Annotated in this window: 27 protein-coding genes, 1 tRNA gene, 1 rRNA gene and 1 pseudogene; 18 read left to right on the forward strand and 12 right to left on the reverse strand. The window is 44.4% G+C overall.

Annotated features, from left to right (window positions below; genetic code table 11):
- Window positions 1–2: 2 nt before the first annotated feature.
- Window positions 3–118: ribosomal RNA gene (gene rrf / locus AACQ79_RS02355) — 5S ribosomal RNA — on the forward strand.
- Between the two features lie 92 nt (window positions 119–210).
- Window positions 211–301 (forward strand) — tRNA-Ser (locus AACQ79_RS02360).
- A gap of 137 nt (window positions 302–438) precedes the next feature.
- On the opposite strand, the gene AACQ79_RS02365 is transcribed toward AACQ79_RS02360, so the two are convergent.
- The 5 genes from AACQ79_RS02365 to hemC all read right to left on the reverse strand — a co-directional run bounded on the left by AACQ79_RS02365 (window position 439) and on the right by hemC (window position 4,998).
- Window positions 439–582: a hypothetical protein gene (locus tag AACQ79_RS02365; RefSeq protein WP_157722350.1), complete on the reverse strand. Its 144-nt coding sequence runs from the start codon at window positions 580–582 to the stop codon at window positions 439–441.
- A gap of 366 nt (window positions 583–948) precedes the next feature.
- On the reverse strand, window positions 949–2,130 hold the full coding sequence (locus AACQ79_RS02370; protein WP_047690033.1) for a heme biosynthesis protein HemY: 1,182 nt from the start codon (window positions 2,128–2,130) through the stop codon (window positions 949–951).
- Window positions 2,130–3,311: a uroporphyrinogen-III C-methyltransferase gene (locus AACQ79_RS02375; RefSeq protein WP_047690031.1), complete on the reverse strand. Its 1,182-nt coding sequence runs from the start codon at window positions 3,309–3,311 to the stop codon at window positions 2,130–2,132. The genes AACQ79_RS02370 and AACQ79_RS02375 overlap by 1 nt, the downstream gene beginning before the upstream one ends.
- A complete protein-coding gene (locus AACQ79_RS02380; protein ID WP_017048597.1) occupies window positions 3,295–4,056 on the reverse strand; it encodes a uroporphyrinogen-III synthase in 762 nt (253 codons plus the stop codon). The genes AACQ79_RS02375 and AACQ79_RS02380 overlap by 17 nt, the downstream gene beginning before the upstream one ends.
- Before the next feature lie 3 nt (window positions 4,057–4,059).
- A complete protein-coding gene (gene hemC, locus AACQ79_RS02385) occupies window positions 4,060–4,998 on the reverse strand; it encodes a hydroxymethylbilane synthase (RefSeq protein WP_170899704.1) in 939 nt (312 codons plus the stop codon).
- A gap of 350 nt (window positions 4,999–5,348) precedes the next feature.
- On the opposite strand from hemC, the gene AACQ79_RS02390 reads away from it, so the two are divergent.
- On the forward strand, window positions 5,349–7,877 hold the full coding sequence (locus AACQ79_RS02390) for a class I adenylate cyclase (protein WP_088728525.1): 2,529 nt from the start codon (window positions 5,349–5,351) through the stop codon (window positions 7,875–7,877).
- A gap of 44 nt (window positions 7,878–7,921) precedes the next feature.
- Here the strand turns inward: AACQ79_RS02390 and cyaY are convergent, their stop codons facing one another.
- Entirely contained in the window at window positions 7,922–8,236 is a 315-nt protein-coding gene (gene cyaY, locus AACQ79_RS02395) for an iron donor protein CyaY (RefSeq protein WP_017044535.1), read from the reverse strand.
- 75 nt (window positions 8,237–8,311) lie between these two features.
- Between cyaY and lptM the strand changes: the two genes are divergently transcribed.
- The 6 genes from lptM to yigB are packed head-to-tail and all read left to right on the forward strand — an operon-like array spanning window position 8,312 to window position 12,906.
- Window positions 8,312–8,431: an LPS translocon maturation chaperone LptM gene (lptM, locus tag AACQ79_RS18360; protein WP_033197445.1), complete on the forward strand. Its 120-nt coding sequence runs from the start codon at window positions 8,312–8,314 to the stop codon at window positions 8,429–8,431.
- A 29-nt stretch (window positions 8,432–8,460) separates the two neighbouring features.
- A complete protein-coding gene (lysA, locus tag AACQ79_RS02405) occupies window positions 8,461–9,714 on the forward strand; it encodes a diaminopimelate decarboxylase (RefSeq protein ID WP_013855516.1) in 1,254 nt (417 codons plus the stop codon).
- Window positions 9,715–9,725: 11 nt separating this feature from the next.
- A complete protein-coding gene (gene dapF, locus AACQ79_RS02410) occupies window positions 9,726–10,556 on the forward strand; it encodes a diaminopimelate epimerase (protein WP_170899706.1) in 831 nt (276 codons plus the stop codon).
- 24 nt (window positions 10,557–10,580) lie between these two features.
- Window positions 10,581–11,285, forward strand: coding sequence for a DUF484 family protein (locus AACQ79_RS02415; RefSeq protein ID WP_019281077.1), 705 nt, complete (start codon window positions 10,581–10,583; stop codon window positions 11,283–11,285).
- Entirely contained in the window at window positions 11,257–12,189 is a 933-nt protein-coding gene (gene xerC, locus AACQ79_RS02420) for a tyrosine recombinase XerC (RefSeq protein WP_010319873.1), read from the forward strand. Before AACQ79_RS02415 ends, xerC begins: the two co-directional genes overlap by 29 nt.
- A gap of 3 nt (window positions 12,190–12,192) precedes the next feature.
- Window positions 12,193–12,906, forward strand: a complete 714-nt coding sequence (gene yigB, locus AACQ79_RS02425) for a 5-amino-6-(5-phospho-D-ribitylamino)uracil phosphatase YigB (RefSeq protein ID WP_017042048.1) — start codon at window positions 12,193–12,195, stop codon at window positions 12,904–12,906.
- Here the strand turns inward: yigB and AACQ79_RS02430 are convergent.
- The 4 genes from AACQ79_RS02430 to AACQ79_RS02445 form a co-directional block, all read right to left on the reverse strand.
- Window positions 12,892–13,497: a DTW domain-containing protein gene (locus AACQ79_RS02430; RefSeq protein WP_170899708.1), complete on the reverse strand. Its 606-nt coding sequence runs from the start codon at window positions 13,495–13,497 to the stop codon at window positions 12,892–12,894. The two genes, yigB and AACQ79_RS02430, sit on opposite strands and share 15 nt — an antisense overlap.
- On the reverse strand, window positions 13,498–14,526 hold the full coding sequence (locus AACQ79_RS02435; RefSeq protein ID WP_129532123.1) for a COG3650 family protein: 1,029 nt from the start codon (window positions 14,524–14,526) through the stop codon (window positions 13,498–13,500).
- Window positions 14,527–14,715: 189 nt separating this feature from the next.
- Complete coding sequence (locus tag AACQ79_RS02440; protein WP_013855511.1) at window positions 14,716–15,543, reverse strand: Cof-type HAD-IIB family hydrolase; 828 nt, start codon at window positions 15,541–15,543, stop codon at window positions 14,716–14,718.
- 150 nt (window positions 15,544–15,693) lie between these two features.
- Window positions 15,694–16,692 (reverse strand): alpha/beta fold hydrolase, encoded by a 999-nt coding sequence (locus AACQ79_RS02445; protein ID WP_026028809.1) that lies wholly within the window; start codon window positions 16,690–16,692, stop codon window positions 15,694–15,696.
- A gap of 74 nt (window positions 16,693–16,766) precedes the next feature.
- Between AACQ79_RS02445 and rhtB the strand changes: the two genes are divergently transcribed.
- A complete protein-coding gene (gene rhtB / locus AACQ79_RS02450) occupies window positions 16,767–17,384 on the forward strand; it encodes a homoserine/homoserine lactone efflux protein (protein WP_064624089.1) in 618 nt (205 codons plus the stop codon).
- Window positions 17,385–17,420: 36 nt separating this feature from the next.
- Window positions 17,421–18,647 carry an EAL and HDOD domain-containing protein gene (locus tag AACQ79_RS02455; protein WP_013855508.1) on the forward strand — a complete coding sequence of 409 codons (1,227 nt, stop codon included), beginning with the start codon at window positions 17,421–17,423 and terminating at the stop codon, window positions 18,645–18,647.
- A 63-nt stretch (window positions 18,648–18,710) separates the two neighbouring features.
- Here AACQ79_RS02455 and AACQ79_RS02460 read toward each other — a convergent pair whose 3' ends face one another.
- Window positions 18,711–19,181, reverse strand: coding sequence for a Dps family protein (locus AACQ79_RS02460; RefSeq protein WP_019281805.1), 471 nt, complete (start codon window positions 19,179–19,181; stop codon window positions 18,711–18,713).
- 220 nt (window positions 19,182–19,401) lie between these two features.
- Between AACQ79_RS02460 and AACQ79_RS02465 the strand changes: the two genes are divergently transcribed.
- On the forward strand, window positions 19,402–20,415 hold the full coding sequence (locus tag AACQ79_RS02465; protein ID WP_017048589.1) for an acyltransferase: 1,014 nt from the start codon (window positions 19,402–19,404) through the stop codon (window positions 20,413–20,415).
- On the opposite strand, the gene AACQ79_RS02470 is transcribed toward AACQ79_RS02465, so the two are convergent.
- Entirely contained in the window at window positions 20,412–20,741 is a 330-nt protein-coding gene (locus AACQ79_RS02470; protein WP_017044543.1) for a DUF2500 domain-containing protein, read from the reverse strand. The two genes, AACQ79_RS02465 and AACQ79_RS02470, sit on opposite strands and share 4 nt — an antisense overlap.
- Window positions 20,742–20,961: 220 nt before the next feature.
- On the opposite strand from AACQ79_RS02470, the gene AACQ79_RS02475 reads away from it, so the two are divergent.
- The 6 genes and pseudogenes from AACQ79_RS02475 to AACQ79_RS02500 all read left to right on the forward strand — a co-directional run bounded on the left by AACQ79_RS02475 (window position 20,962) and on the right by AACQ79_RS02500 (window position 25,605).
- On the forward strand, window positions 20,962–21,336 hold the full coding sequence (locus AACQ79_RS02475; RefSeq protein ID WP_026028288.1) for a hypothetical protein: 375 nt from the start codon (window positions 20,962–20,964) through the stop codon (window positions 21,334–21,336).
- 917 nt (window positions 21,337–22,253) lie between these two features.
- Window positions 22,254–22,877 carry a lysoplasmalogenase gene (locus AACQ79_RS02480; RefSeq protein WP_170899709.1) on the forward strand — a complete coding sequence of 208 codons (624 nt, stop codon included), beginning with the start codon at window positions 22,254–22,256 and terminating at the stop codon, window positions 22,875–22,877.
- A 100-nt stretch (window positions 22,878–22,977) separates the two neighbouring features.
- Window positions 22,978–23,229: pseudogene (locus AACQ79_RS02485) on the forward strand (MarC family protein); the annotation flags it as partial.
- A gap of 422 nt (window positions 23,230–23,651) precedes the next feature.
- Window positions 23,652–24,746, forward strand: a complete 1,095-nt coding sequence (locus AACQ79_RS02490; RefSeq protein WP_234942184.1) for an ATP-binding protein — start codon at window positions 23,652–23,654, stop codon at window positions 24,744–24,746.
- Between the two features lie 28 nt (window positions 24,747–24,774).
- On the forward strand, window positions 24,775–25,332 hold the full coding sequence (locus AACQ79_RS02495; protein ID WP_234942183.1) for a helix-turn-helix domain-containing protein: 558 nt from the start codon (window positions 24,775–24,777) through the stop codon (window positions 25,330–25,332).
- Window positions 25,333–25,434: 102 nt separating this feature from the next.
- Window positions 25,435–25,605, forward strand: coding sequence for a hypothetical protein (locus tag AACQ79_RS02500; RefSeq protein WP_170899711.1), 171 nt, complete (start codon window positions 25,435–25,437; stop codon window positions 25,603–25,605).
- Window positions 25,606–25,941: the final 336 nt, after the last annotated feature.

Genomic DNA, 25,941 nt, shown 5'->3' on the forward strand with positions numbered 1-25,941 from the left:
TGCTTGGCGACCATAGCGTTGTGGACCCACCTGACTCCATGCCGAACTCAGAAGTGAAACACAACAGCGCCGATGGTAGTGTGGGGTCTCCCCATGTGAGAGTAGGACATCGCCAGGCTTTGAATATCGCTTACATATCATTAAAAATATGAAAGCAAAACTAAAAATATAGCATTATCAAAGTAAGACTAATTTTTAGTGACAATTTGTGGAGAGATGGCTGAGTGGTTTAAAGCACCGGTCTTGAAAACCGGCGATGGTTAATAGCTATCCTAGGGTTCAAATCCCTATCTCTCCGCCACTTTTAAAGAAAAAACCGCTGTTTTTACAGCGGTTTTTTTCGTTTTATATCAACATGCCAATCTGGAAAATTAATAGCTTAATTCAATCCCTCGAACATATCTTGATCACCCTATCTGTACTTTCCAAAAATCGATTTTACACATTGAACACCTCAGACATAATGTCGTTGTGATCCGCAAAACTTTGTTGGTTAGCGTGAGCCAACTGCACACTTGCTCTATTGGATTTAGCACGGTGAGTAGGAAGAAACGTGATGACACTGACATGACTAAACTGCACTTATATACCTACCAGCACCATCCATTATAACGACGGCCTCACCTATTCATTTTTAGGGGCATGACCCAAGCCGACCCAAATAAATACGCATATTCAAATCGCTGTGGCTTCACAGTTCGAGGTTTTGTGCCGTGCTCGGCCTTAAGTCAAATGGCATTTTGATCAAGAAATTATCCAGGAAATCCCAGGTGTTCAAGCGGGTAATAGTAGAATTAGGATGGTTTTTGTTGGCTCGCCAGCGTTTTGAAATCGGTGCTATTAAGGCTATCCATCGTGATATTTAAAAATAGTTAGATAGCCTTAATGAGATCGTACTTTTCTTTAATTGGTATAAGGTTATTTTTAGGTGCTTAGTTAGATTGCCATTTAAACATGCTCTATCATGGTCAGTGCCTTACGTGAGACTTCTGCGGCGGCTTTAGGATAGTTTTGTTTTTCAAGGCTATCGGCAAGATAAGCGTAATCAGATACATTGGCACGGAGCGATAACGCTTTTTCCAAATGGCTTTGCGCCTCTGCCCATTTCTGCTCTCTCATATACAATTGAGCCAGTGCGCTGTGTGCTTCGGCGTTACCACTATCCTTACTAATGGCTTCTTGTAACAACAAAATTGCTGGGTATCTATCTGGTAAATTGAGCTCTGCTAATAATGAATACAGAGCTGGCATTGGATGTTTTTTTAATGTTTCTTTAATGACGGTAAATGCTTCCGAATCTGCTTTTCGTTGAATCAACTGCTCGATGAAGCATTGAGTTAAAATGACGTCGTTTTTGGTTTTCCTTGGAAGCTTGTCCCAATGATTGATTAAGCCTTCACTACCTTGCTGCTGGGCCACGTTTTTTAGTAAACCGCATTGTGCTTTTTGGTTCAGTTGTTGGCTCTCGTCCGTATCGATCTGTTTTGCTTTTTGGAGCTTAGGTAAAAGCTCAAGCAGCGGTTGCCACTGTTCTAGGTGCACGTATGTTATCTTGAGTAAGTTGAGCACGATGGTGTTATTCGGATGAGTGGCTTGTAATGCTGATAGAGTGCTTAGCGCCAGCTCAAACTCTTCTTCTCGTACTTGCTGCTTGGCGCGAGTTAATTCAACGGCTAGGCCTGCATTACTTTGCTGACTGGCGAGATCTAAATAGTGATCTCGTTTTGCTCTGTCGCCCATTCCCTGCGCAGCTTCCGATGCAACAAGGTAGCAGAGCAGCGGCATATCATGGTGGTTCGCCCAGCGAGTGACTTTCTTTTCTGCCTGCTTCCAGTCTCCCTCTAGAAGTTTAATGATACCTTCATTGGTATAACGGCGAGAGCGCTTTAACTTACGTACGCTGAACCAGTTTAATGTGTTTGAACTGGCGTAGAATGCTTTTTTGAGAAGATATTCTAAGCTAAATAATCCAGAGAGGAGTGCAATCACAAAGATCACTAAGGTGGTTACGCTCATCTCTATTGTTCTATTAGCTATAGAGATAAGAACATAACCTTGCTGGCCAGCATATTGGGTTCCGACAAATAAACCGGCCCCTAATACTACAAAAAGAAAGATGACTCTAAACATTACTTGTCCTCCGTAACGCTCATTGGAGAAACTTCACGGCGTAGGCGTTCAGTGATGACATCAGCGAGTTCGTGCTGAGTTTCAAGTTTAACTGGATATTGCACTTGTATATTTTGTTTACTGAGCTGCAATAGCGCGTGATTAAACTGCTGCACACTCTGATCATCGGAATTAAAGAAGCTGGCTGACCATTTATCTGCTGTGCTCAGTGCCGTTGTATAAATCTCTTGTTGTTCTGCGTATACGGCTTTGATGGCGGTTTCTAATTTTGCTTTGAGATTTTCTTTTAGATAGAAGTGCTGCTCAGGTGACAGTAGCGGAATGGCATTACCGTCTCGAGTGCGGAAGGTAATGAAGTTCTCCGAGAAGTCTTTCAATGAGCTAACGAGATTATTTTGCCAGTCGTTAATATTTTCGGAAACTTGTGGTGCTGATTGCTGCTGAGTTTCAGGCAACATGGCATTGGCCAGCGGTAGAGTGTCAACTTGTTGCTGCAAGGTTGTTAAGCGTAACACTAGCCCTTCACGATCAATCAATGGGATGATTTTGAGCTGAGTAATGTCACGCGCCATGGCTTTGCGTAGCGGCACTAAGCTTGGGTCATTCAATTCAGCAATACGCTGGTCAGCGCTTTCCATTAGCTTGGTCGCGCTGACGATGTCATGTTCTAGAAAAAGTTTACGGCCTGCTAGTTTCACTAAGTAGTCAGCTTCTGCTAGTAGCCAGTCGTTGGGACGGCGGCCTTTGATATCAGCTATCGCCAGTTGCAAGCTGTCGATACTTTTTTGCTGTTGATTCAAGGCTACGTCAGTTTTGTGAGTGAGTTGGTCCGCTTTGGCTTGTGTTTCTTGCTTTATTTGATTGATTTCAGCCGCGAGCTGACTTTGGGTTTGTGTTAATTGAGTCTGCAATGCGTTGATTTTGGCTTGGTAAAAGGCGTCTTTTTGCTGCATTTGATAGGCTATACCACCACTGAAAATGATGGATAAGCTAATTGCAATAACAGAAAGTTTGATACTGCGCTTTGCTCGTTTATCACTCTTTTCTTCAGGCTGAGACGTGGGATCCTGCACGTAACTTTTTGGTGAATCAAGGTTATCCGTTGCGTCTTTTTCTGTAACCAGAGGAGGTGTGGCTGCTTTTTCAGGTTCAATATGCGGGTTATTATTTTTGCTTGTCATGCTTAGAGTCCTGTCTAGATTGGCTAATACTAGCCGCGAGTTCTGTATTGGAGGCGCTTCCCACGTTCGTGACGCACCCAAATCCCATGTGCAGCGCCTCTTGTCGAATTCGCTCGCTTGGGACAAAAAGAGCTAAATTTAGCAGCCAGAGTCGTTGTGAATCAGAGAATTGATCCATCATAAAATTGAGTTGACCTGAGCTGGTGACAACTAACTGAGTGACTTGCTGTTGCTGCCACAGAGATATCGATTCGGCGGCAAAGAGGGTGATCGTATCGCGTCGATACACTTCCTTATACACCACATCAGCACCACGCTCGATTAAGCTGTCGTGGATGAGCTCACGTCCGCCATTACCACGTAAAATCATCACCTTAAGGCCCGATATTGATTGCAACTGCGGTAGGGCAAGCAGGTGTTCACTGTCACTTATCTGCGGATAGTGTACTTTTTGTTGGCTTAATTTGCTGAAAACATGTGCGGTTTTTTGACCAACGGCAAGGTATCTGGCGTCATTTGGCCAAAAATATCGGTGATCTTGCAAAAATTGATGACTGAACGTCACCGCGTTTTGGCTAACCGCAATAATAATGTCGCATTGCTGAAGTTCTGGGAGTAAATACGGGAGATCGACTCCTGCATTAATCTGAATCAGTGGATGGTGAACGGAGCGGATACCGAGATCCGCTAATTGTTGGCAAAGTTCAATCCCTTGATTTTCGGGGCGAGTGACCAACACCGTCATACTTTATTCGTGCTCGCAGTAGAGTTTGGACAGAATATCTCGCGCTCCATCATTGAGCAATTGATGGGCAAGCGTGATTCCTAGTTGCTCAGCATCGGAGCGGTGGCCACGAATCTCACCTTGCACAATCTTAGAACCATCAGGCTCACCGACTAGTGCTCTTAGCCAAATATGCTCGCCATCGAGCAGTGCGTAACTACCGATAGGTACTTGGCAGCCGCCTTCTAATGTTAGGTTCATGGCTCGTTCACATTTCACGCGATCAGCCGTGTCAGAATGGTTGAGTGGCGCAAGCAATGCTCTTAAACGTTCGTCATCTAAACGGCATTCAATCCCGACTGCACCTTGCCCTACTGCAGGAAGCGATTGTTCTGGTTCAATAATGCTGCGAATGCGATCTTCAAGCTTCAAACGTTTTAAACCTGCTGCGGCGAGAATAATCGCATCGTATTCACCTGCATCGAGTTTTCCAAGACGAGTACCGACATTGCCACGCAATTCTTTAATCACAAGGTCTGGTCGATATGCTTTGAGTTGGCATTGGCGACGTAGGCTGCAGGTGCCGACGATGGCACCTTGAGGCAGTTGTTCAATGCTTTGATAGGTGTTTGAAACGAAAGCATCACGTGGATCTTCGCGTTCACAAATCGTCACTAGTCCAAGCCCTTGAGGGAAATCGACGGGAACATCTTTCATTGAATGCACTGCTAAATCGGCTCGGTCTTCAAGCATAGCGACTTCCAACTCTTTGACAAAAAGCCCCTTACCACCCACTTTAGCTAAAGGCGTATCTAAAATGACGTCACCTTTGGTTACCATGGTCACTAATTCCACTTCTAGGCCAGGATAAGCCGCTTGCAGCGCATCTTTAACATAATAAGCTTGCCAAAGGGCGAGCGGGCTTTTACGTGTGGCGATTCGAATGGGTGTTGCGTGAGTCATGATAATCCCGAGTGTAGGTAATGGATGGTTTAATCCTATCATTCCCGCTATGAAAGGTTTACTACTAGATCGTCGCTGTGAAGGATTGATGAAGAGATAGCATAAATTGGTCAAAATTGTGTGATTTATATCTCGTTTATATAATGAGCTATTACGACAAAGTGTAAATAGCTACGACACTATAGCCAAGGTCGTTGGAGTGCATTGTAGGCATGCTCTGCCTGAGTGTGATATGCATCGAGAGGGCTTTACCAAATGGAAAGAAAATGTTAGATTGATCACGTTTTTTTGGTGCTTTAGAATAAAATATAATCAAAGCGCGTGTTAATGTTTCAACCAAGGAATCAACCTTGCAGGCTTACACCAAGACGTTAATTCAACGATTAGACAATCTCAACCAGCAACGTACCGAGCGTGCGCTGGCGCTTATGGATTTGCAAAGTCAACGTGTATTTCATTTCATTCCTGCATTACTGCACTTCAATCACCCGATTATTCCCGGCTACTACGATGCAAAAGTCCCTTATGGTGTCTATGGTTTTGAGCCTAACGACATCCAACGTCAGCTGGTTGAAGATACAGAACTCACCTTAGGTCAACCCTTACCGACCGCAGACACCCCCGCTATTCTTGCTCTGTATACCATGGGCAGTACCTCGTCGATTGGTCAAAGCACCTCGAGTGACTTAGATATTTGGGTATGTGTAGCATCGAGTATGAGCTGTGATGAGCGGGAAAGCTTAAGCAACAAATGTTTGTTGATCACTGATTGGGCAAAGAGCCAAGGGGTGGAAGCTAACTTTTTCTTGATGGATGAGCTACGTTTTCGCAGTAATCATTCTGAGCAGATGACAGGCGAAAACTGCGGTTCATCGCAACATCTCCTGCTATTAGACGAGTTCTATCGCTCTGCTGTTCGCTTGGCAGGCAAGCGTTTACTGTGGCAAATCGTGCCTCCTGAAATGGAAGAGTGCTACGACGAATACGTGCACGAATTGTGCAGCAATGATTACATTAATTGCAGTGAATGGATCGATTTTGGTAAGTTGAACCGCATTCCTGCTGAAGAGTATTTCGGCGCAAACCTTTGGCAGCTTTATAAAAGCATCGACTCGCCTTATAAGTCAGTGTTAAAAGCGATTCTGCTTGAGGCGTATTCGTGGGAGTACCCACACACGCAATTATTAAGCATTGATACTAAACGACGGTTTTTTACTCATGAACCTGATTTGTACAGTATGGATGCTTACTATTTGATGCTTGAAAAAGTGACGCGTTACCTTGAACGCATTGGTGATTCTGCCCGTCTTGATCTGGTGCGTCGTTGTTTTTATCTCAAAACGCATGAAAAGTTATCCCGTGAGCCGAGCTTAGGCTCAGTGGCATGGCGTCGAGAAGCATTAAGCCACATGATTCAGCAGTGGAATTGGTCGGAATCTGTTGTTCAAGAATTAGACAATCGCCGTAATTGGAAAGTTGAACAAGTTAAAGTCGTCCATCATGCGTTGTTAGATGCGTTGATGCTGAGCTATCGAAACTTGATCCAGTTTGCGCGTCGTAATGACATCACCTCGGCCATTAGCCCACAAGATATATCAATCCTCGCGCGTAAGTTGTATGCGGTATTTGAGGTGTTGCCGGGTAAAGTCACGCTACTGAATCCACAAATTTCGCCAGATCTGCACGAGCCGGATCTCTCGTTTATTCAAGTTCGGGAAGGGCGAACCAATAAAGCGGGCTGGTATCTGTATAAACAGCCTCTGGTTGCCCATCGTATGATTGGCCAACCTTTCCTTGAGCATAATGAATACCTCAGTAAGCTGGTCTCTTGGGCCTTCTTTAATGGTTTGATCACGGAATCAACTCATTTGCACTCAGTAGTACGTGACGCACAGTTGGATATTGATAAGTTCTATCAAATGGTTAGCGATTTGCGTAATACCTTCTCGTTGCGTAAGCGGCGGCCGACCATGCAGGCCTTAGCGAGCCCTTGTGAAATCAGCCAACTGGCGATGTTCATCAACTTTGAAAATGATCCTACCGCGGAATTAAGCGGTAAATCGCTCAAAATTGATTTGAAAAATATAGATATTTTCAGTTTCGGATCTGAGCAAAAAAGCTTAGTCGGTAGTGTCGATTTAGTGTATCGCAACTCGTGGCATGAAGTACGGACTCTCCATTTTACTGGCGAAACGGCGATGCTCGACGCGTTGAAAACCGTGCTTGGCAAAATGCACCAAGATGCGCTACCGCCAGAGTCTGTCGATGTATTTTGTTACAGCAAAAGTCTGCGTGGCGTGATGCGCAACATGGTGTACCAGTTGCTGGCGGAATGTATCGATTTGCGTTTGAAACCGGTAGAGCAAGAGAAACGTCGCCGTTTTAAAGCGTTACGCATTGGCGATCAAATGTATGGTCTGTTTTTTGAGCGGCGAGGGGTTTCGGTACAGAAGTTGGAAAATTCGGTAGATTTTTACCGCAGTATTTCAACCAACAAATTGAAAGGTTCACCGCTGTTAATGCTCGATCGCGATCAAGATTATCAACTGCCGGAAATCGTCGATGGTTTTGCTAGTGAAGGCTTAGTGCAGTTTTTCTTTGAAGATACCGATAAAGGCTTCAACATTTATGTGTTGGATGAGTCGAACCAAATTGAAGTCTATCACCAGTTCAGCGGCGAAAAAGATGAGATGATCACTAACGTCAACAGCTTTTATACCTCAGTGCGCGACGGTAACCCACTCTCCGCCAAACTTATTAACTTCAATCTGCCGCAGTATTATCAAATCGTCCACCCAGAAGAAGGGGAAAGCTATATTGTCCCTTATCGTAACGATTCCGCGCTCTATTCTCGTCCTTCAAAAGCGGTCAACGCTTAGTTCGGTAGCGCCAAGTCACACATCTGTCACTTGGCGTTGTTGCTTTACACCCAGTCGATCGTTTCGCCAGCGTGTTTTTCACATTCTTGTTTCACCATCGCAATCAATTCCAGCCCTGTTTTTGAACAAATCCAGTTTTGGTCGATCAGTTTGAAATGGAAACCGCCAGACTTTGATGCCAGCCAAATTTCATGCATTGGCTCTTGGCGGTTAATAATAATTTGGCTGCGGTCATCAAATTCTAACGTCATCACATTACCTGAGGTTTCGTAATCAATGTCGGCACCTGCGTTGTCTATCGCTTGTTCAATGATTTCTAGCTGCTCATCGACAAGTTGGTGAAATTCAGTATCGTTCATCCTGTCTATCCTATTGCTTTTCCTGATTGTGGTGCGATTATAGGGGGCATTGACTCAATAATCACGACATGCAAAATGAAAAAATCAATCGCTGCACTTTTTATGTTGTCACTCCTTGCTCTCGCAGGGTGTGGTCAAACCGGGCCGTTATACATGCCAGCAGAGCCTGAGCAGAGTGAACAACCTCAGCCATAGTCATTGATTTAGCTTAAAGGAAACGAATTTTGGATTACTTCAATTATCAGGACGATGGTCAGCTTTGGGCTGAAAATGTCGCATTAACAGAGTTGGCTGAGCAATACGGCACGCCTTTGTATGTCTATTCTCGCGCTACTTTAGAGCGTCACTGGCATGCTTTTGATAAGTCGGTAGGCGAACACCCTCATCTGGTGTGTTATGCGGTGAAGGCTAACTCAAACTTAGGCGTATTAAACACGTTGGCGCGTTTAGGGTCAGGTTTTGATATTGTTTCGGCAGGAGAGCTAGAGCGTGTTGTGGTGGCGGGTGGTGACCCGGCGAAAGTGGTATTTTCTGGCGTCGGTAAAACGGAAGCTGAAATGAAACGCGCGTTGGAGCTCAAGATTAAATGCTTTAACGTTGAATCCGAGCCTGAATTAGCACGTTTAAATAAAGTGGCTGGCGAGCTGGGTGTCAAAGCACCGATTTCACTGCGCATCAACCCTGATGTGGATGCACAAACCCACCCTTATATTTCAACCGGTTTGCGTGACAATAAGTTTGGTATTGCTTTTGACCGTGCACTGGATGTTTATCGCTTGGCACAAAGCCTAGAGAATCTCAGCATTCATGGTATTGATTGCCACATTGGCTCTCAACTGACTGCTATTGCCCCTTTTATTGATGCAACCGATCGCTTACTTGCGTTAATTGATCAGCTTAAAGAGGAAGGGATCACCATTAAACATTTGGATGTTGGTGGTGGTTTAGGTGTGGTGTATCGCGATGAGTTACCCCCGCAGCCTTCCGATTATGCCAAAGCCTTGTTGGCGCGTTTGAGTAACCATCAAGATCTCGAACTGATTTTTGAACCGGGACGTGCTATTGCGGCTAACGCGGGCGTGTTGTTGACGAAAGTAGAGTTTCTCAAACATACCGAACACAAAAACTTTGCCATTATTGATGCGGCGATGAACGATTTGATGCGTCCAGCGCTTTATCAAGCTTGGCAAGATATTGTTCCTGTTGTGCCGCGCCAAGGTGAAGCGCTAACCTATGACTTGGTTGGGCCTATTTGTGAAACCGGTGACTTCTTGGGTAAAGATCGTTCATTGGTCTTGGATGAGGGAGATCTACTGGCGGTTCGCTCAGCAGGAGCTTACGGTTTTGTGATGTCTTCGAACTATAATACACGTACTCGCGTGGCGGAAGTGATGGTGGATGGTGCACAAACCCACCTTGTTCGTCAGCGTGAAGCACTATCGAGCCTATGGGCATTAGAGCGTATTCTGCCGGAGTAAATTGAAGCATTATGCATTTCCATTTTTCTAAAATGCACGGTTTGGGTAATGACTTCATGGTCGTTGATTGCATTACACAAAACGTCTTCTTCTCCCCTGATTTGATCCGCCGCTTGGCGGATCGTCATACTGGCGTGGGGTTTGATCAGCTATTAGTGGTTGAAGCGCCGTATGATCCGGAAAGTGATTTTCACTACCGTATTTTTAATGCCGATGGCAGCGAAGTTGAACAATGTGGCAACGGCGCACGTTGCTTTGCTCGCTTTGTGCGGATGAAAGGGCTGACCAATAAGTACAACATTGGAGTCACGACTAAAAAAGGCAAAATGGTTTTAAATGTTGAAGAGGATGATCAAATCACCGTCAACATGGGCATACCAGAATTTGAGCCTAATAAGATTCCATTTCGAGCCAAACAGGCAGAGAAAACCTACATCATGCGCGTTGAAGAGAAAACCTTGTTCTGCGGGGCGGTGAGTATGGGCAATCCGCATGTGGTGACAGTGGTGGAGGATGTGACAACCGCTGAGGTTGAAATTTTGGGTCCACTGCTTGAATCTCATGAGCGTTTTCCAGAGCGTGTTAACGCAGGCTTCATGCAAGTGCTGAATCGCAATGAAGTGAAGCTACGTGTTTATGAACGTGGCGCGGGTGAAACTCAAGCGTGTGGCAGTGGTGCGTGTGGCGCGGTTGCCGTTGGTATTCTTCAAGGGTTATTGGCGGAAGAGGTGACAGTACACTTACCTGGTGGCTCGTTAGAGATCCACTGGCAAGGGCCGGGTAAGCCACTCTATATGACAGGCCCTGCGACTCATGTGTTTGATGGTCAAGTCTCTTGTTAGGGTTAAGTAAGATAAGGAATCATTTTGTCACACGTTGAAGCGGATGCACTCACAGCCGAAGTTGTGGCTGAATATTTACGAGATCACCCAGATTTTTTCCTCCAGCGTTCAGAGCTGGTTGACAGGCTCTCCTTGCCGCACCATCAACAAGGTGCGGTCTCTTTGGTGCATGTACAACTGAATCGTCAGCGCCAGAGAATTGAGGAGTTAGAGGAAGAGATCACAGCCTTTATGTCATTAGCGGCCAATAATGACCGCACTTTCCACGAATTTATGGATCTGCAAGAGCAGATCTTAAAATGTCATTCAATGCCGCAAGTATGTAAGGCAATAGAAAACAAAGCGCAAACCTTAGGTTTGGTAGCGTATATTCGTTTACTGGCCTCGCCTGAAACCGATTATCAATTGACCCAAGAGCAATGGCAGCGTTTTGCAACTAACCATTTTAATGGCAAAAATGCTTATTTAGGGCGTATGAAAAAGTTGGATCGCCAAGCGTTATTTGGTGAACAAACCGCTGCGCCAGAAATGGGTTCGTATGTGGTGCTACCATTAGGTAAGCGCTCATCACAAGGCGTGTTAGCGTTTGCAAGTGAAGATGGCGGCCATTTTCAACCGAGTATGGATACCCTCTTTTTACGTCATTTGGCGTTAGTTCTCTCTCATTTAATTGAGACTCTACCTTGGCAACCGATTGAGCATGACCGAATCAGCCACACCTCTGCCTAACGGCTTACAGCAGCCCTTAACTCGCTTCTATGAATATCTGCGGAGCGAGAAAGGGTTGAGCTTGCACACCCAACGCAATTACAAACAACAGCTGGAAACCATGGCGCAGCATTTAGTGCAGATGGGGCTGAATCAATGGCAACAAGTCGATGCCGCTTGGGTGCGACAGCTGGCGAGCAAAGGGATGCGTGAAGGGATGAAAGCCAGCAGTTTAGCGACGCGTCTCTCTTCATTGCGCAGTTTTTTTGATTTCTTGATCTTGCGTGGTGAACTGACGGCTAACCCGGCCAAAGGCGTTGCAGCACCGCGTAAAAAACGCCCGTTACCGAAAAACTTAGATGTGGATGAAGTCGCACAACTGCTCGAAGTCAAGGATGATGATCCGCTGTCAGTGCGCGATCGCGCCATGATGGAACTGATGTATGGTGCTGGGTTGCGTTTAGCGGAGCTCGTCAGCATTAACGTAAAAGACCTGAGCTTTAGCCGCGGCGAGATTCGAGTGGTGGGTAAAGGGGATAAAGAACGTAAGGTGCCTTTTGCAGGCCAAGCCAAAGAATGGGTGGCGCATTGGTTGAAAATACGAACGCAGTTTGCAAACGCTGATGAGCAAAGCTTGTTTGTTTCAAAGCTGGGTGTTCGTATTTCGCATCGCAACGTACAAAAACGCATGGCCGAGTGGGGGCAAAAGCAGGCGGTGGCTAGCCATATTAGCCCACATAAACTGCGCCACTCTTTTGCGACTCACATGCTTGAATCGAGCAATAATTTACGTGCTGTCCAAGAGTTGCTGGGTCATGAGAACATTTCGACGACGCAAATCTATACTCATTTGGACTTTCAACATCTTGCGCAGGCCTATGACCAAGCGCACCCAAGAGCACGTAAAAAGAAACAGAGCGAGTAACGCATGCACTTTTATCGCAATATCGGCCCCATTAAAGCGATGAGCTTTGATTTGGACGACACGTTGTATGACAACCATCCAGTGATCCGTCATGTTGAGCAGCAAATGGTCGTGTGGCTGCACACTCATCATCCGCTTTCCGCGACGCGTCCGATAAGTTGGTGGCAGCAACTTAAACAGCAACTGGCGCTGCAAGAGCCACTGCTCGGTCATGATGTCACTCAGTGGCGATTTAAGCAGATAGAACAAGGCTTAATTCAATTAGGCTATTCGCCGCAACTTGCTTTACAGGCTGCGCAGAATGCCATTGAAGAAGTGTTGCGGTTACGTCACTTAATCACGGTGCCAGAGAAGACGCACCGCGTGATGACCGAACTGGCAAAGCGCATGCCGTTAGTGGCGATTACCAACGGCAATGTTGACCCGCACAAAATTGGCTTGGGGCATTATTTTCAACAAATTTTTAAAGCGGGTCCCGATGGCTTGGCCAAGCCGTATCCGGATCTTTTTGACAAAGCGCAGGCTGCATTACAGCTACCTGCAGCCTCGATTTTACACGTTGGTGATCATCTGATAACCGATGTGCAAGGCGCAAAATGTAATGGTTTTCAAGCCTGTTGGTATAACGATCAAGGCCAAACCTTGCTCGCCAGTCGTAAGGCCAAAGTTTTGCCTGATATTGAAATCCATCAACTGGATTCATTACTGCAGCTTTAGGGCGTGACCGCTTTTATCCGCTTGAAAAGCCTTGAGATAGTAAGTAAAAAACGCGCGTAACTCTCTCGCATTATTTGGTTCTCCGAGAGAGTTGAGCAGCTCAACGCCCACTTCTAACGTGCATAAATGACCAGCATCTTGATTTCGCCTTAATCCATACTGAGAGATTTGATTTGGGGTGAGGTGTAGCTGCGGTAAATCGGATAACCAAGGGCTCTTATTGAGCATCTTCTTGGCTTCTTGCCATGTCCCATCCAGGATAATAAACACGATTTCCTGAGTGTCAGACGTTGAGAGAGATTGGTATTCGCTGATCGATTGACTGCGCGTCGAAGGAAAAATAACCACCGCGTTTAACTTCTCATCCAGAATTCTCTTTTGTAATGATTTCGCCGTAGAGACTCGGTCCCAGATGTACACAGAGGAATTGGGCAAGCTACGCAGCAGCAGCTTGCCAGTATTGGTCGCTCGATGCGGTTCATTTTCATGCATCAGTAGTGCAATGCGCAGTTGGCTATCCAGTGTTGGTTGCAGTGAACAGAGGCATTGATAGCTAAAATGGCAAACTGGGCAAGGGCACGGTCTGGTCACTTATGGTGTCTCGATATTTTCAGAAAATAACGTTAAACCGCCATTGGCGATAGGGTAGAGTACATCGCCCACCTTCTCTTTTTCTGCTTTCAGTTGGTGGCCATTGCGAGTAAATATACGTTCGGAAAGCAGATATTGTTGCTGGTGGCGCGTCATGACAACTTGGATCTGATTTAGGTTTAATGGTTGCCAAAACCCCTTTTCAACGGTCGATGGCTGACCATCGTTGTAGTCATAATGAGTGCTAGCAGTATGATCCGCATTCAGTTGCAAACGAATCGTGAAATCCCTATTTTGGGTCGAAGTAGCATGATAAGCCCCAACCCATGGAAGCGTCGCATCACTATTACCTAAGGTGGCACACCCCTGATAGCTTTTCTCACCGACTTTCAAGGTGGAACTCCAGCCGTACAGAGAGTCACTCATCCCGTCACTGCACATTTTTTGTGTGAGGAGCAGCGAACCTTGATTCATTTGGTACTCGCGCTTGGTTTCAGATAGCTGACTTTTTGTGATAGCGAATGTTTGAGTTTCACCGCTGATGGTTTGAAAGTTAAGGTTTTTCCCTTCAAAGTGGATGGACCATGACGGTTCGTTGCCAAAAGCGCGTGTCGGTTTGAGTGGTTGATTGCAGCGTTTAGGATTTTCAGCACTGAGCATATTGATGCTGATCACGTTGAAACGTGCGCTGGAATCGGCATCGAAGCCTGTGCGGCTTGGCGCTGATAAAGTACCAATGAGTTCGCCATACAAAGGCTGATAAGGCGAGCGAGCCAAACTCAAGGCTTGCTGAGTCTGCTGTGGCGTCAGTGCTAGCCAATATTGTTGATTGCTACCACAAGGTGTAAAGGTTTGCGCCTCATGACCTACCACGACTTCTCCACGCATAATAAAGGGCTGTGCTTTGATTGAGCTGGGTTTATCCAAACTCGCCATCGGTACGGCTGGTGGCAGTGATGCGTTGTGTGTCGCACAGGCTTGCAGCATTAATGTGGTCAATAACAGCGCGGAACAGTGAAGCACTTTCATAGCAGACTCTTTTTGGGCAATGCAACGAGGCTAGATTATGGCATAAAGGCGCTGGCAAATTGAACTGATGGGTGTGAATTTAACAACCCGCGGACAAGAATCAGAGATAAATCGTGAAGCCGTTATGAACAAAAACACAGCGCTCAAATGGCGCTGTGTTTTGTGACCGCTCGTTACTGCAGGCTGCTGTTACAATAAATGTTCACGCAAATAGTGAGCCACGGCGTCTTCTGCATTGCTACCAATCACGGTGTTATTCGGCAGTGCATTGAACACTTTTTGATGCGATGTGCCCATCACCAAGCCTTTACCAGCCATCGACAGCATTTCCACATCGTTCATACCATCGCCAAACGCAATACAGTTATCTAGGGTCAGGTTTAATGATTCTGCAACGGCTTTGAGCGCATCCCCTTTCGACACTTCTGCTGCCATCACTTCCAAACACCAAGGTGTTGAGAAGGCGACGTTCAGTTTGTCGCCAAAAATATCGTTTAAGCGTTCTTCAAACTGAGCTAATAACTCATGATCTTGCGCTGGGTGGGTGAAGAATATTTTGGCGACGCCCTCGGTAGGTGCGTTATTGACATCAAATACTTGGTAGCTAAAGCCGGATTCTTCGTGGAAATCACGCAGCGTTTCATCTTCTTTATTCAATAACCACGATTCATCTTGATAGATGTGAACAAAAATATCAGGGTTTTGCTTAAACACATCAATGACGGGCTGTACCAATTCTTGCGGTACATTTTTACTGTACATCAGGTTGTCATGTTGATCGTGAACGCGCGCACCATTGGAAGTAATCATGTAGGCTGGAATGCCCGCTAACTGGCGAATACCCGCCACATCAACGTGATGGCGACCGGTAGCGAAGATGAAAGTAAAGCCTTTTTGGTGAAGCGCTTGTAGCGTTTGCTTGGTGAATTCGCTCAATTGGTGGTTTGGCGCAAGTAGTGTACCGTCGAGATCGGACGCCACGATATGAATCGCGTGCTCTTTACATTCGGTGGTCATAAAACCCTCATTATCATGGTCGATTTGGTTTGCAGATCGCAGATGGTGGAGAAACTTTGGTGTGGTTTAGTTTACGCCATCTTAAAGAGGAAAAAGAGGGTAAAACTCTCAATTGAAATTTCCTCTATTTGCTCAGTTCTAATACCGTGATTAAACTGTGTTCTCAAGAGATTGGAATTGCTTAAATAGCTCATCAAGTGCTTGGTTTCGATAGCAATCCTTTTCAAAAAAGAGCTCATGTTTTGCTCCTTCAATGATGACTAGCTTGCTAGATGGATTGGTTTTCGCCAGCTTAGTGACAAAGCGGATTTGATCCGCATTACTGACAATTTCATCCTGTCCTGCTTGCAAGATGAGTGTTGGTAACTTCACTTGACGAGTCATCAGTTGACACAGCTTCGCTGCCATGAGCCCTTGCCATACCCAGCGCGTGCTAGGGCCGCCAACTTGCAATTCGGGTTTGCGTTGGTACAGGTCTCGAAACCATTGGTAACGCACCTGACTTTGACTTAATGGGTTGATCTCAAAAGGCTTTGCAGAATAGGCTTGATAGCCTGGCGCATAGGTTGGTTTGCTATACATCGCCGTCAGCACTTGGCTCAGTGTCATAGCGATAGGACGTAATTGCCATGGCATGTTGACACCAAACATTGGCGCGCTGAGCACCATAGCCGCAAATGGGTGTTGAGGGTATGTTTGTACATACCGGGTCGCAATGGCACCACCCATCGAATGAGCGACGAGAAAACGTTGTGCATAATGGCTTAAGTCAAAGTGCTCAATGACACGCTGCATGTCTAAAATGTAGTCATCAAATTCACCGACATGGCCGATTTGTGGATCGTCGATTAATCGATCAGAAAGCCCTTGGCCACGGTGATCAAAAGAATAAATATCATAACCTTGTTGGAAAAAATCATAAAATAGCTCCTGATATTTCCAGCAAGATTCAATTCGTCCGTTGACGACGAAGATCGCCTTTGAGTGTTGAGGCGAGGTAAGTTTGCACCAATAAAGTTTTGTTTTATCAGCAGATTTGATAAAACCTTCTTCTCTGGAGTGCCAGAAATCGGCAATCGTGGTATTGATCACTTGCTCAAAGAAAGACTCTTGAGTATAAGGTGGGGAGTTTGGACTCGTCTGATTCATAGATTATTCTTATTGGACAGATTCGAGGAATAGTTCATTTTTAGGCTAGATTAGTCTAGTTGAGAGGAATTGCAATGGATACTCATGTTTGGCTTGCCTATGTGGTGACCGCGATACTGTTCAGTTTGGCGCCGGGTTCAGGTACGGTCAATTCCATCAGCAATGGCCTTAGCTACGGTACACGTAAATCACTAGCCGCGATTGTGGGTTTACAGTTGGGTTTGGCTTTTCACATCATGTTGGTGGGAGCCGGAATTGGTGCCTTAGTGGCACAATCAGCCATGGCATTTAGTGTGATTAAGTGGGTTGGTGCTGCGTATCTGGTGTGGTTAGGTGTTCAAAAATGGCGTGATCGTTCGAGTATGATGACCAATGCAACGGCTCAAATGCAAACGAGTTGGTCTTTATTGCGTCGAGCGGTGTTGATAAACCTGACAAATCCTAAATCCATCGTCTTTCTGGTGGCGCTTTTTCCACAATTTATTGACCCAACCCAAGATCAGTTCATTCAATTGCTGGTGTTAGGCGTGACCACAGTAACCATTGATTCGATTGTGATGCTTGGTTACACCTCCTTAGCCGCACGCATGGGGCGCTTTATTCGTTCAGAGAGTGTCATGAGTAAGATTAACCGAATATTTGGCTCGATGTTTATTGGTTGTGGAGCGCTACTAGCAGTGGCTAAGTCCTAAGATGGCTATGTCTCAATTATTAGTTGTTAATCACTAATGCATTATTCTTATGTCGCACGACAACCGATCTTAAATGCCAAGCAGCATACGCTTGGCTATGAATTGCTCTTTCGTGATGGGGAAAAAAACGCGTTTCCAGCGCACATTGAGTCGAATCGAGCCACGTATCGCTTGATCGTCGAAAACTTTCTGGCGGTGGGGATCAATCCTAATATTCCCAAATCACGTTGTTTTATTAATTTTCCCTACAAGAGTTTAATTCGCCGTCTGCCTTTAACGTTGCCGCGAGAACAAATTGTGGTGGAAGTGCTCGAAACCTGTGAGCCGACGGATGAACTGCTTGAGGCGATTAAAGAGTTGTATCGGCGTGGCTATCTGGTGGCGCTGGATGACTTTGTGTATGCGCCAGAATGGGAACGCTTTCTGAGTTATGTGCACATCGTCAAGCTCGATATTATGGCGCTGGGCTTAGATCACGCTTGCGAGTTTGTACGTCAGCGTTTAGCGGAAGGCAGTAAGCGTCGTTATTTAGCGGAACGAGTTGAAACGGATCACCAGTTCACCGTGACACGTAATGCCGGTTTTAGCTTTTTCCAAGGTTATTTCTTTAGTAAACCAGAAATGATCAAGCAGCGTTATGTTGGACCAGAGCAGATTATCGCCTTAGAGCTGTTTCGAGAAGTTTGTAAGCCAAATGCTGATTTTGAACGGATTGAATACATTGTCGCGCAAGATGTAGCGCTCTCATACAAGTTGCTCAGATTCGTCAACACTATGTCTGATCGCTTATCCGTGCCAATTTCCTCTTTTCGTCAAGCCTTGGTCTATCTTGGTCAAGACAAGCTCAAAACCTTTGTATCATTAGCCGTTGCTTCATTTGTCTCAGCTAAAAAGCCGAAAGAGTTGTATAACCTCTCTTTGCAACGTGCTCAATTTTGTCAATTAATGTCTGGGCATCCTTCATTTCGTCAACATCGCGAGCAAGCTTTTTTAATTGGTCTTTTTTCTGTGTTAGATGCCTTACTGGATATTTCAATTGAAGAGCTGGTTGCGCAGTTACCCTTATGTGACGTGGTCAAACTAGCACTGCAAAAGCGTGAAGGACCCATTGGCGAGCTGTTGGCACTTGAGGAGTGTTTTGAGCAAGCGGACTGGCAAGGAGTGGAAAGCCATTGTGATCTGCTAGGGCTTGAATTAAATCAAGTCAGTGATGAGCTTTCGGCGGCGCAGCGCTGGAGTCAAGATATTCATCGTTTGCTGTAATAAATTTCGTGCGAATGTAAAAACCGCCGTCATGAGCGACGGCGGTTTGCCCAAACTTGGGGTTTATTGCAGCCAAGCATTCAGCATCCATACCAGTTTCTCTTGTTCGCGGATGTAGTCACTCATCAGTGCTGAAGTGCCTTCATCTCCCGCCTGCGTTGCAATTTCAAGAATTTCTCGTTGCTGGTGGATCAATACACTGAATCCCTTAACCAATCCTTGCATGGTTTCTTGACCATTAGTTGCGTTAGTGTGTTCTGACACTTGTGCTGTTGCTAAATAGGCGCTGAAGCTATGCAACGGTTGATAACCTAAAGTCAAAATTCGTTCCGCTAACTCATCAATTTTGACCTGTATGTCAGTGTAAATCTCTTCAAATTTTGCGTGCAGTTCAAAGAACTCTTTTCCTTTGATATTCCAATGGTAACCACGAGTATTCATATAAAACACTTGGTAGTTAGCCAATAATTGGTTTAACGCTTGTGCAAGTTGTTGGCTTTGGTTGGTATCTAAACCGATCAAATTTGTTGTCATGTGTTCACCTCGTTGTCATGGATAAGTGATTTCTCTTGTTAAGCATTAGATTGCACCTTGAAGTGAACAAAATAAATTCGTTTTGATTGATTTATTCGATAGGTATTAGCTATTAATTATAATGGCATTAGTGATCCTTTACCGATAACTGACTTGCGGATTACATAGCCAACTATTTCAACTTTATAGTAGAAACCTTAAAACACTGTGGATAGGCACTATGACCAAACGAGTTATTTTTTTTGATTTATTGCGCTGTTTGGCTGCTGTAGCGGTGATCGGTATTCATGTGTTGGCCCCCTATCGGCAGCAACTCGGCGATATTCCTTTTGAGCATTGGGTGGTTGCGGTTGGCATCAATAGTGTAAGCCGTTGGGCTGTGCCAGTCTTTATATTGATCACTGGAGCCTTAATGCTTAGTGATCGTCGCCCTTTTGATGCGCGTTATTATGTTCAGCGACGTCTTGGCAAAGTTTTGCTGCCATTTATCGTTTGGTCGCTCTTCTATGCTTATTTATCCGGCTGGAGTGCGAGTGGATTTGATGGGCAAGTTGCAAAGGCGGTGCTGAGTAACAGTACGCACCACGCAACGTATTACCATTTAGGTTTTTTCTATTACTTTATCCCACTCTATTTTGTGATCCCTTTTCTACAACTGCTGGTCCGAAGAGTTGATGATAAAGCGCTGTACGCATTAGTTGCCGTGTGGCTGCTGACGACCACCTTATTTTTATGCGGTATTGATGGCCCTTGGAGCAATGAGCTATGGCTGTTTGCTGGTTATTTACCGTTGGGTTACTTGCTCTATCAGAAGGTGCCACTCAACCGGGTAACGCTATGTATGGCGATTCTGCTTGGCTGTCTGGCACTATTGACGACGGTATGGATGGTGGTCAGCCACAGTGTCGCAGCGGGTGAGTATACGATTGGTCGCTGGCTCTCTTATAAAACACTGAACGTTGTGTTAGCCGCCAGCATGATATTTATAGTGTGTCGATATTTTGCTGAGAGATTGCCCGCTCGTGCTAAGCAAGTCGTAAGTGTGATAAGCCAGCACAGCTTAGGCATCTATTTATTACATCCCATCTTTCTATGGCCTGTAAAAGAGTATGGGTGGGATCAAGGGAATCCCGCATGGGTGATCCCGTTATGGATTCTCGTAAGCGGCGCAGGATCACTGGCGGTGAGTATATGGGTTGCTCGCTCTGCAAAAACACGTTGGTTATTACCTTAACGCTTGAGTGCAAAGTGTAGAAACTTGTGTCCGCAATAAGTCAGCATTCCTTGGTCGCCTGGGTTAAGTGCATGGTAATAATGCACGCCGACTTGAAATTCCCGCTTTGGGCCAAGTTTGCCTTTTTGGACGTAAATCCAGAACTCCTGATCCTCTTCCCCAGGGCGAGCATGAGGGATGACGATGGCTTGCTTGTCGATAATCGTGACATTAGCAGTGCGTTCGGGGGCGTTTTCGCCTTGCACATGGCGACGATAGAAATAACTAAATACCCAAATAGCAGAGATAACTAACAAAGCGACAACGATAAGTAATGAAAGCGGCATGGTGAACTCCTTAGCGATGAAGGCGACATTTTAGCGTGCAACATATGGCAAAGGAGTGTTGCTTGCTACTAAAGCGTGAGTTTGATTGGTTTGACGGTTTTTTTTCCAGCGGATATCACATTTCCTCGGTAGGTTAGCGAGCAAAAATGCTCAACTATTCCGTGGGGAAGTATGATAAAAATAGATGGAGCGCCACCAGAGTTGGCACAGGAGGGCGATAATGTCAGATATTGAGAAAGTGGTTTTGCGAACGCGTCGATTGGAAAGCTTGTTGAGAGAGCAATATCACGCTGAGGGGAAGGGGTTACATCAATTGGTGACCAGCTGTGAAGAGCGTTTACCACATGATGTGGTGGGCAAGCTGAGGTTCATTGCCACTATTCGTAACAAAGTTGTGCATGAAGATAACTATCAGTTAGAAGATCGCAAAGCATTTCTTCGTGTGTGTGATGAATGTGAGAAGGAGCTGACTCCGCGCAGCGGTCGTTTTATTTGGCGCGTAGCCATTTCATTAATGACCTTAATCACGTTAGCGGCGCTTCTTTTTTACTATCTTCATTGGGAAGCCCTATCGAAACACGTCACAATGCCATAAATGGTATTAGGTTGTTTTACTCAATCGTTAGATAAAAAAAGAGGACACGAAGGTGTCCTCTTTTTTTATTGGGAATTAGATACTTAGTACATCATTGGCAGTGTCATTAGGCCTACGATAACCGCGATCATTACAAGTCCCTGTTTTTGAGATGAAGAAATCATAACACTGCTCCTTTATTCTGTGGTTTCATTCTATGAATATGAGAATAGCACTACTTTGTTTAGTTGATCAACCTCAATTTGATGAAGTATCCAAAATAACACCTTAACATCATCATATTCAGGGAATATTGGCAATGTTTAGTGCTTGTTTTGGTGTGTTTATATAATGTTCTTCTTGGTGTTGTTTTAATCTGAATTTATTTAATTCGTTGAATTTGTTTGATTTTATTAGGTTAATGTGATGTTGCTTGTATGGTTTTTTTTGGTTTTACTATCTTAGGTGGCTTATCATTGTCAGAGTTTGGTGAATTCTCATTTTTCGAGAAAAATTAATTTAATAATGAGATGTTCTCGCAAATAAAATTGGTTAAACCAGTTTTTTTGCTAGTTAGTAAGTCAGTTGTTGCTGTTTTTTTATTAGAGGCTTTAAGTTCTGGTTTTTCTTTTTGTTTTTTTTCTAAATCATTGTTTTTATTTTTATTTTTATTTTTATAATTTCTGTTTTAGTATCGTTTTTTGTTGGTTTTTCTTTGTTTATGTATTGTAAATGAGTGGAATGTCTCTGGGTGTCATTGTGGTGATTGAAAGTGAGGGTTAGTGAGCAAAGAGTGAGCTTTGATTGTTTTCGCACTCTTTGTTGTTGAATAAAGCCAACGTTTCGATTCGCTAGCAAGATCCAATTTTTGCGTTCATCTGCTGGACTTCAATGATGACATGCCTACACTGACCGCAGATTTTTAAAGGGGAAATGAGATGTGGAGTTGGCTCTCCGTTGCTTTGTCTGGATTCATTAGTATTTCGGCTGTTGAAAGTAACAAAATCAAGCAAGCGGTAATGTTTAAAACACTCAGTATGCTGTTATTGGTGGCGATAGTTCTAAGCCATACCACGCAGCTCACTTCTCCTATCTTATGGGTTACGCTCGGTCTGCTTATTTCCGCAATCGCGGACACATTGCATCTGTTGCAACGCTACTCAAAACTCTGTTTTGCTAGCTTTCTTGTCGCACAGTTGATGTACAGTAAAGCCTTCTGGGCGCAACTTTCTGACACTATGGTGTGGTGGCTACCTGCCCTTTTGATTGCGACCAGTATTGTGGCTTTTTTCCTATTGCTGCCGCAAATTGACACCTTGATCTTTCCCGTAACCATTATGGGTATGATGTTAGTTCAGTTGGCGTGGGCGGCGGGAGAGTTGTGGCTGCAGACGCAAACAGTGCCTGCCTTTGCCGGGTTTGTTGGCTGTCTGGTGCTGATGCTCTCGGCCAGTTTGTTAGCCATTCACGATTACCGCAGGCCATTGCCTTGTGGGCGCTATCTTATTTCTGGCAGCTATTTATTAGCGCAAGCGTTAATCTCTGCCTCGGTGGCCTTGTAAACATTATCGCTTCATCTATATCGTTACTTTCAGGAGCATCGAAATCTCATGACTGGGCTGATATACTGCGGCCACTTTAAATCGATGTGAGTAGTGAGAGATGGATATTTTATCGGCGGCGACCATGCTTTTTTTGATCATGGACCCGCTTGGCAACCTGCCGGTCATGCTCTCCATCTTAAAACACCTTGATCCCAAACGTCGCCGTGTTGTGCTTGTGCGCGAACTTTGTTTTGCGTTGATCATTTTGATGCTGTTCCTGTTTGCTGGCAAAAACATCATGGGTTTTTTGCACGTGCAACCGGAAACTCTCAGCATTTCTGGCGGTATCATTCTCTTCATCACCATAGTTACCCCTGAAAGGATAATATTTAAATGTATCAGTACTCTTAGTGCTAATTTTACTAGTGGTTTTGGGTTAGGTAGAAAAATATTATGTATAATATTTTCATGTAACATTTTTAAACTATCCCCTAAAATCTATATAGTATAAATGCTTAAAAGTGTTGGAAGTAGTTTATAATTCCATTTAAAAACATTTGTACAGCAATCATCAATAGCAACATTCCCATAAGCCTCTTTTATTGGCGGTACAGCCCAATCCATAAAAGGTGCTAGCAGCGAGTTGGGGACTACACCATAAGGTTTTCACTTGTAAATTAATGGCGCAGCGGTGGTCGTTTCGTGGTGAGCTAAAGTTTTTATGTGACTTTTTGGTTCGACCGATTGAAAAATGATTTTACGGCATTATATTCTCTAAATAGACATCAGCTTATGGATATTCAGATGGAATTGGCAATACAAAATCTTCTCAGAGAACGACCTAACCTAAAGGCGAAAAAAATAGCGTCTATATTGGGGTTAGATCGCAAAAAAGTGAACTCGTTCCTCTATGTTAATTCTTCGACTTTTATCCAAAATGAGGATTATGAGTGGTCTCTTTCCAATGAGGTGTTGAAAGTGGTCTTCCCAGTTCCCACACGTAATTGGTTAACTTCTGCTGGCTTTGAAGAAGTAATAAAGCAGTATAATGGCCTCTGGGATGAGGAAACGACTACAATCGAAATGACTTTTCTTGGTGGGAGTTTCTTACTTGATTCTTTGGGCAAACTGCTCGCTCTTATTAATCAGTTAGTATACGCAGGTAAATCAATCTCATTAGATTTTTGTGCGTGTGACAAATCATTCTCATATCTGTGTCGAGTAGGCTTTTTTGAGTTAATTGATAAAGGGGTCGTTGTTACTCCTAATATAAAAGATGCGTCTTGCCACTATGGGCATAACACCAAAGTGATGGAGTTTGGTGTTATCACTCCAGAAGAGCCAGATGAAAGTATCCCTCTCCAGCTCAAGCAAGCTTTCATAGAGCAGGCCGGTAAAACGAACTCCAATGCTGCCTTTACTATGATTTCGGAGCTCTTTGGTAATGTTAGAGATCATTCAAAATCACCAATAGATGGGTTTGCTGCTTTACAGGTTTATGAAAGAACTAAAACAATACAAACCGTTATATCAGATAGTGGAATAGGCATTGTAGGCTCTTTACGACCAGTATTAGAAGAACGTTACCCAAAACTATTCAAAGAATTTTCAGGCATAAATGATGAGTCAGATGCACTGCTCATAAAGCGTGTATTTGAAGAAGGTCGTATAAGTAGTGCTGAGAATAATGATGATGAAAGCCGCGGATTAGGTTTAAAAAGAAGCGGTGATATTGCTGCTAAATTTAATGCTCAAATACACATTAGGCAGGAGTCTTTCGAGCTAACTCTTATCTATTCTCAAGGGAAACTTTCTCGCCATGAAGTGAATTATGGTTTACAAAAATTATCCGGTACGCATATTTGTTTTGACTTTTCGCTTGAATAATTTAAGATCTTCTCCTTAAGTTATCGACATGAATCAGAATCCAATGATAATCAAACTCCGTGATTTTACGAAAGACGATCACCCTTTTGGCAATGTTCAGGGGAAAGATGTGTTTCATCAGTTGATGAAACTAGTCGACTCTCTCCCATCTTTCACTGTCTTTGGGATTTCACTGGATGGGATAGAGGCTACAGATGCATCTTTTCCGCGTGAAAGTGTTGTGGCTCTTGCTCGCTTCTATCGAGGTGAAAAAAGCTTTTACTTAATTGATGTAGCAGATCAGGATCTTATTGATAACTGGGCTTATGCTGCTGAAGCGAAAGAGCAACCTCTAGTTATTTGGTCGGGAAATCAGTACAAAGTGATAGGGCCTGAAATGACGAAAGGTACTAGAGATGTGGTTGAGTTTGTTTTAGATAATGGTTCTGTAACAACCGCGAGTATCTCTGCTGCATTTGGTATCAGCATTCCAAACGCAAGTACTCGATTAAAAAAGCTATATAGCGCGGGTTATATCACTCGTACCGAAGAGGCAGCAGAGTCTGGCGGAAAAGAATTTATTTACTATGCAATAAAATCTGATTAAACAGCTTGTGTTAATCAGATTTTAAGATTAGAATCCTTTCATAGCTGAGAGGATTTTTTATTTTAGCTTAAACAGATTAATTAAATCAGAATTGGAGACCAAATGGCTACTAATGGGAAAACAGGCGACAACCGTCGCCATGGTATGGTTCGCGAGCGTTCTCAAACTCAAACATCTTCGGGTCATTGGGTAAAACGTGATGCGAATACGGGACGTTTTATGGATGTGAAGCAGGACGGCACACCCTTTAAAGGCGTCCGGAAAGAAAAATAAAAAGGCACTTTCAGTATTTTACTGAAAGTGCCTTTTTATTAGCGAAGTGAAATGTAATCGTCATTGGCGTGATCGATTATAAGACCCAACACTAAGAGGTCTCAGGTCTCTATAGAAACCCAATCGCTCGGTGAGAATTGCGATACTACCTTTCTATAGCATTCACTTCAATCGTTGAGTTCCCTCTTTGTTAAGAAGTATGGAGGAATCTCTCATGAGTATTCGACCAAAACTCGTTGATGTTTGCGCGTATGTGCGTCGCCGTTTCGGTCGACTCGAAAACGTTTGTAAGCATAAGCGTTCATATCCACGATAAGTGACATCAATTTAGTTTGG

Source organism: Vibrio sp. 3-2(1) (genome assembly GCF_963887575.1).
Lineage (GTDB): Bacteria > Pseudomonadota > Gammaproteobacteria > Enterobacterales > Vibrionaceae > Vibrio > Vibrio anguillarum.

Bases quoted from the DNA above. Each gene is read 5' to 3' on its own strand.
- AACQ79_RS02475 (WP_026028288.1), top strand. From the start codon at position 20,962: ATGTCAGATATTGAGAAAGTGGTTTTGCGAACGCGTCGATTGGAAAGC.
- lptM (WP_033197445.1), top strand. From the start codon at position 8,312: ATGAAAAAATCAATCGCTGCACTTTTTATGTTGTCACTCCTTGCTCTC.
- AACQ79_RS02435 (WP_129532123.1), bottom strand. From the start codon at position 14,526: ATGAAAGTGCTTCACTGTTCCGCGCTGTTATTGACCACATTAATGCTG.
- cyaY (WP_017044535.1), bottom strand. From the start codon at position 8,236: ATGAACGATACTGAATTTCACCAACTTGTCGATGAGCAGCTAGAAATC.
- AACQ79_RS02380 (WP_017048597.1), bottom strand. From the start codon at position 4,056: ATGACGGTGTTGGTCACTCGCCCCGAAAATCAAGGGATTGAACTTTGC.
- AACQ79_RS02460 (WP_019281805.1), bottom strand. From the start codon at position 19,181: ATGACAACAAATTTGATCGGTTTAGATACCAACCAAAGCCAACAACTT.
- yigB (WP_017042048.1), top strand. From the start codon at position 12,193: ATGCACTTTTATCGCAATATCGGCCCCATTAAAGCGATGAGCTTTGAT.
- AACQ79_RS02455 (WP_013855508.1), top strand. From the start codon at position 17,421: ATGCATTATTCTTATGTCGCACGACAACCGATCTTAAATGCCAAGCAG.
- AACQ79_RS02440 (WP_013855511.1), bottom strand. From the start codon at position 15,543: ATGACCACCGAATGTAAAGAGCACGCGATTCATATCGTGGCGTCCGAT.
- dapF (WP_170899706.1), top strand. From the start codon at position 9,726: ATGCATTTCCATTTTTCTAAAATGCACGGTTTGGGTAATGACTTCATG.
- xerC (WP_010319873.1), top strand. From the start codon at position 11,257: ATGACCGAATCAGCCACACCTCTGCCTAACGGCTTACAGCAGCCCTTA.
- hemC (WP_170899704.1), bottom strand. From the start codon at position 4,998: ATGACTCACGCAACACCCATTCGAATCGCCACACGTAAAAGCCCGCTC.
- AACQ79_RS02465 (WP_017048589.1), top strand. From the start codon at position 19,402: ATGACCAAACGAGTTATTTTTTTTGATTTATTGCGCTGTTTGGCTGCT.
- AACQ79_RS02480 (WP_170899709.1), top strand. From the start codon at position 22,254: ATGTGGAGTTGGCTCTCCGTTGCTTTGTCTGGATTCATTAGTATTTCG.
- rhtB (WP_064624089.1), top strand. From the start codon at position 16,767: ATGGATACTCATGTTTGGCTTGCCTATGTGGTGACCGCGATACTGTTC.
- AACQ79_RS02495 (WP_234942183.1), top strand. From the start codon at position 24,775: ATGAATCAGAATCCAATGATAATCAAACTCCGTGATTTTACGAAAGAC.
- AACQ79_RS02490 (WP_234942184.1), top strand. From the start codon at position 23,652: ATGGATATTCAGATGGAATTGGCAATACAAAATCTTCTCAGAGAACGA.
- AACQ79_RS02445 (WP_026028809.1), bottom strand. From the start codon at position 16,692: ATGAATCAGACGAGTCCAAACTCCCCACCTTATACTCAAGAGTCTTTC.
- AACQ79_RS02470 (WP_017044543.1), bottom strand. From the start codon at position 20,741: ATGCCGCTTTCATTACTTATCGTTGTCGCTTTGTTAGTTATCTCTGCT.
- AACQ79_RS02375 (WP_047690031.1), bottom strand. From the start codon at position 3,311: ATGACAAGCAAAAATAATAACCCGCATATTGAACCTGAAAAAGCAGCC.
- AACQ79_RS02370 (WP_047690033.1), bottom strand. From the start codon at position 2,130: ATGTTTAGAGTCATCTTTCTTTTTGTAGTATTAGGGGCCGGTTTATTT.
- AACQ79_RS02500 (WP_170899711.1), top strand. From the start codon at position 25,435: ATGGCTACTAATGGGAAAACAGGCGACAACCGTCGCCATGGTATGGTT.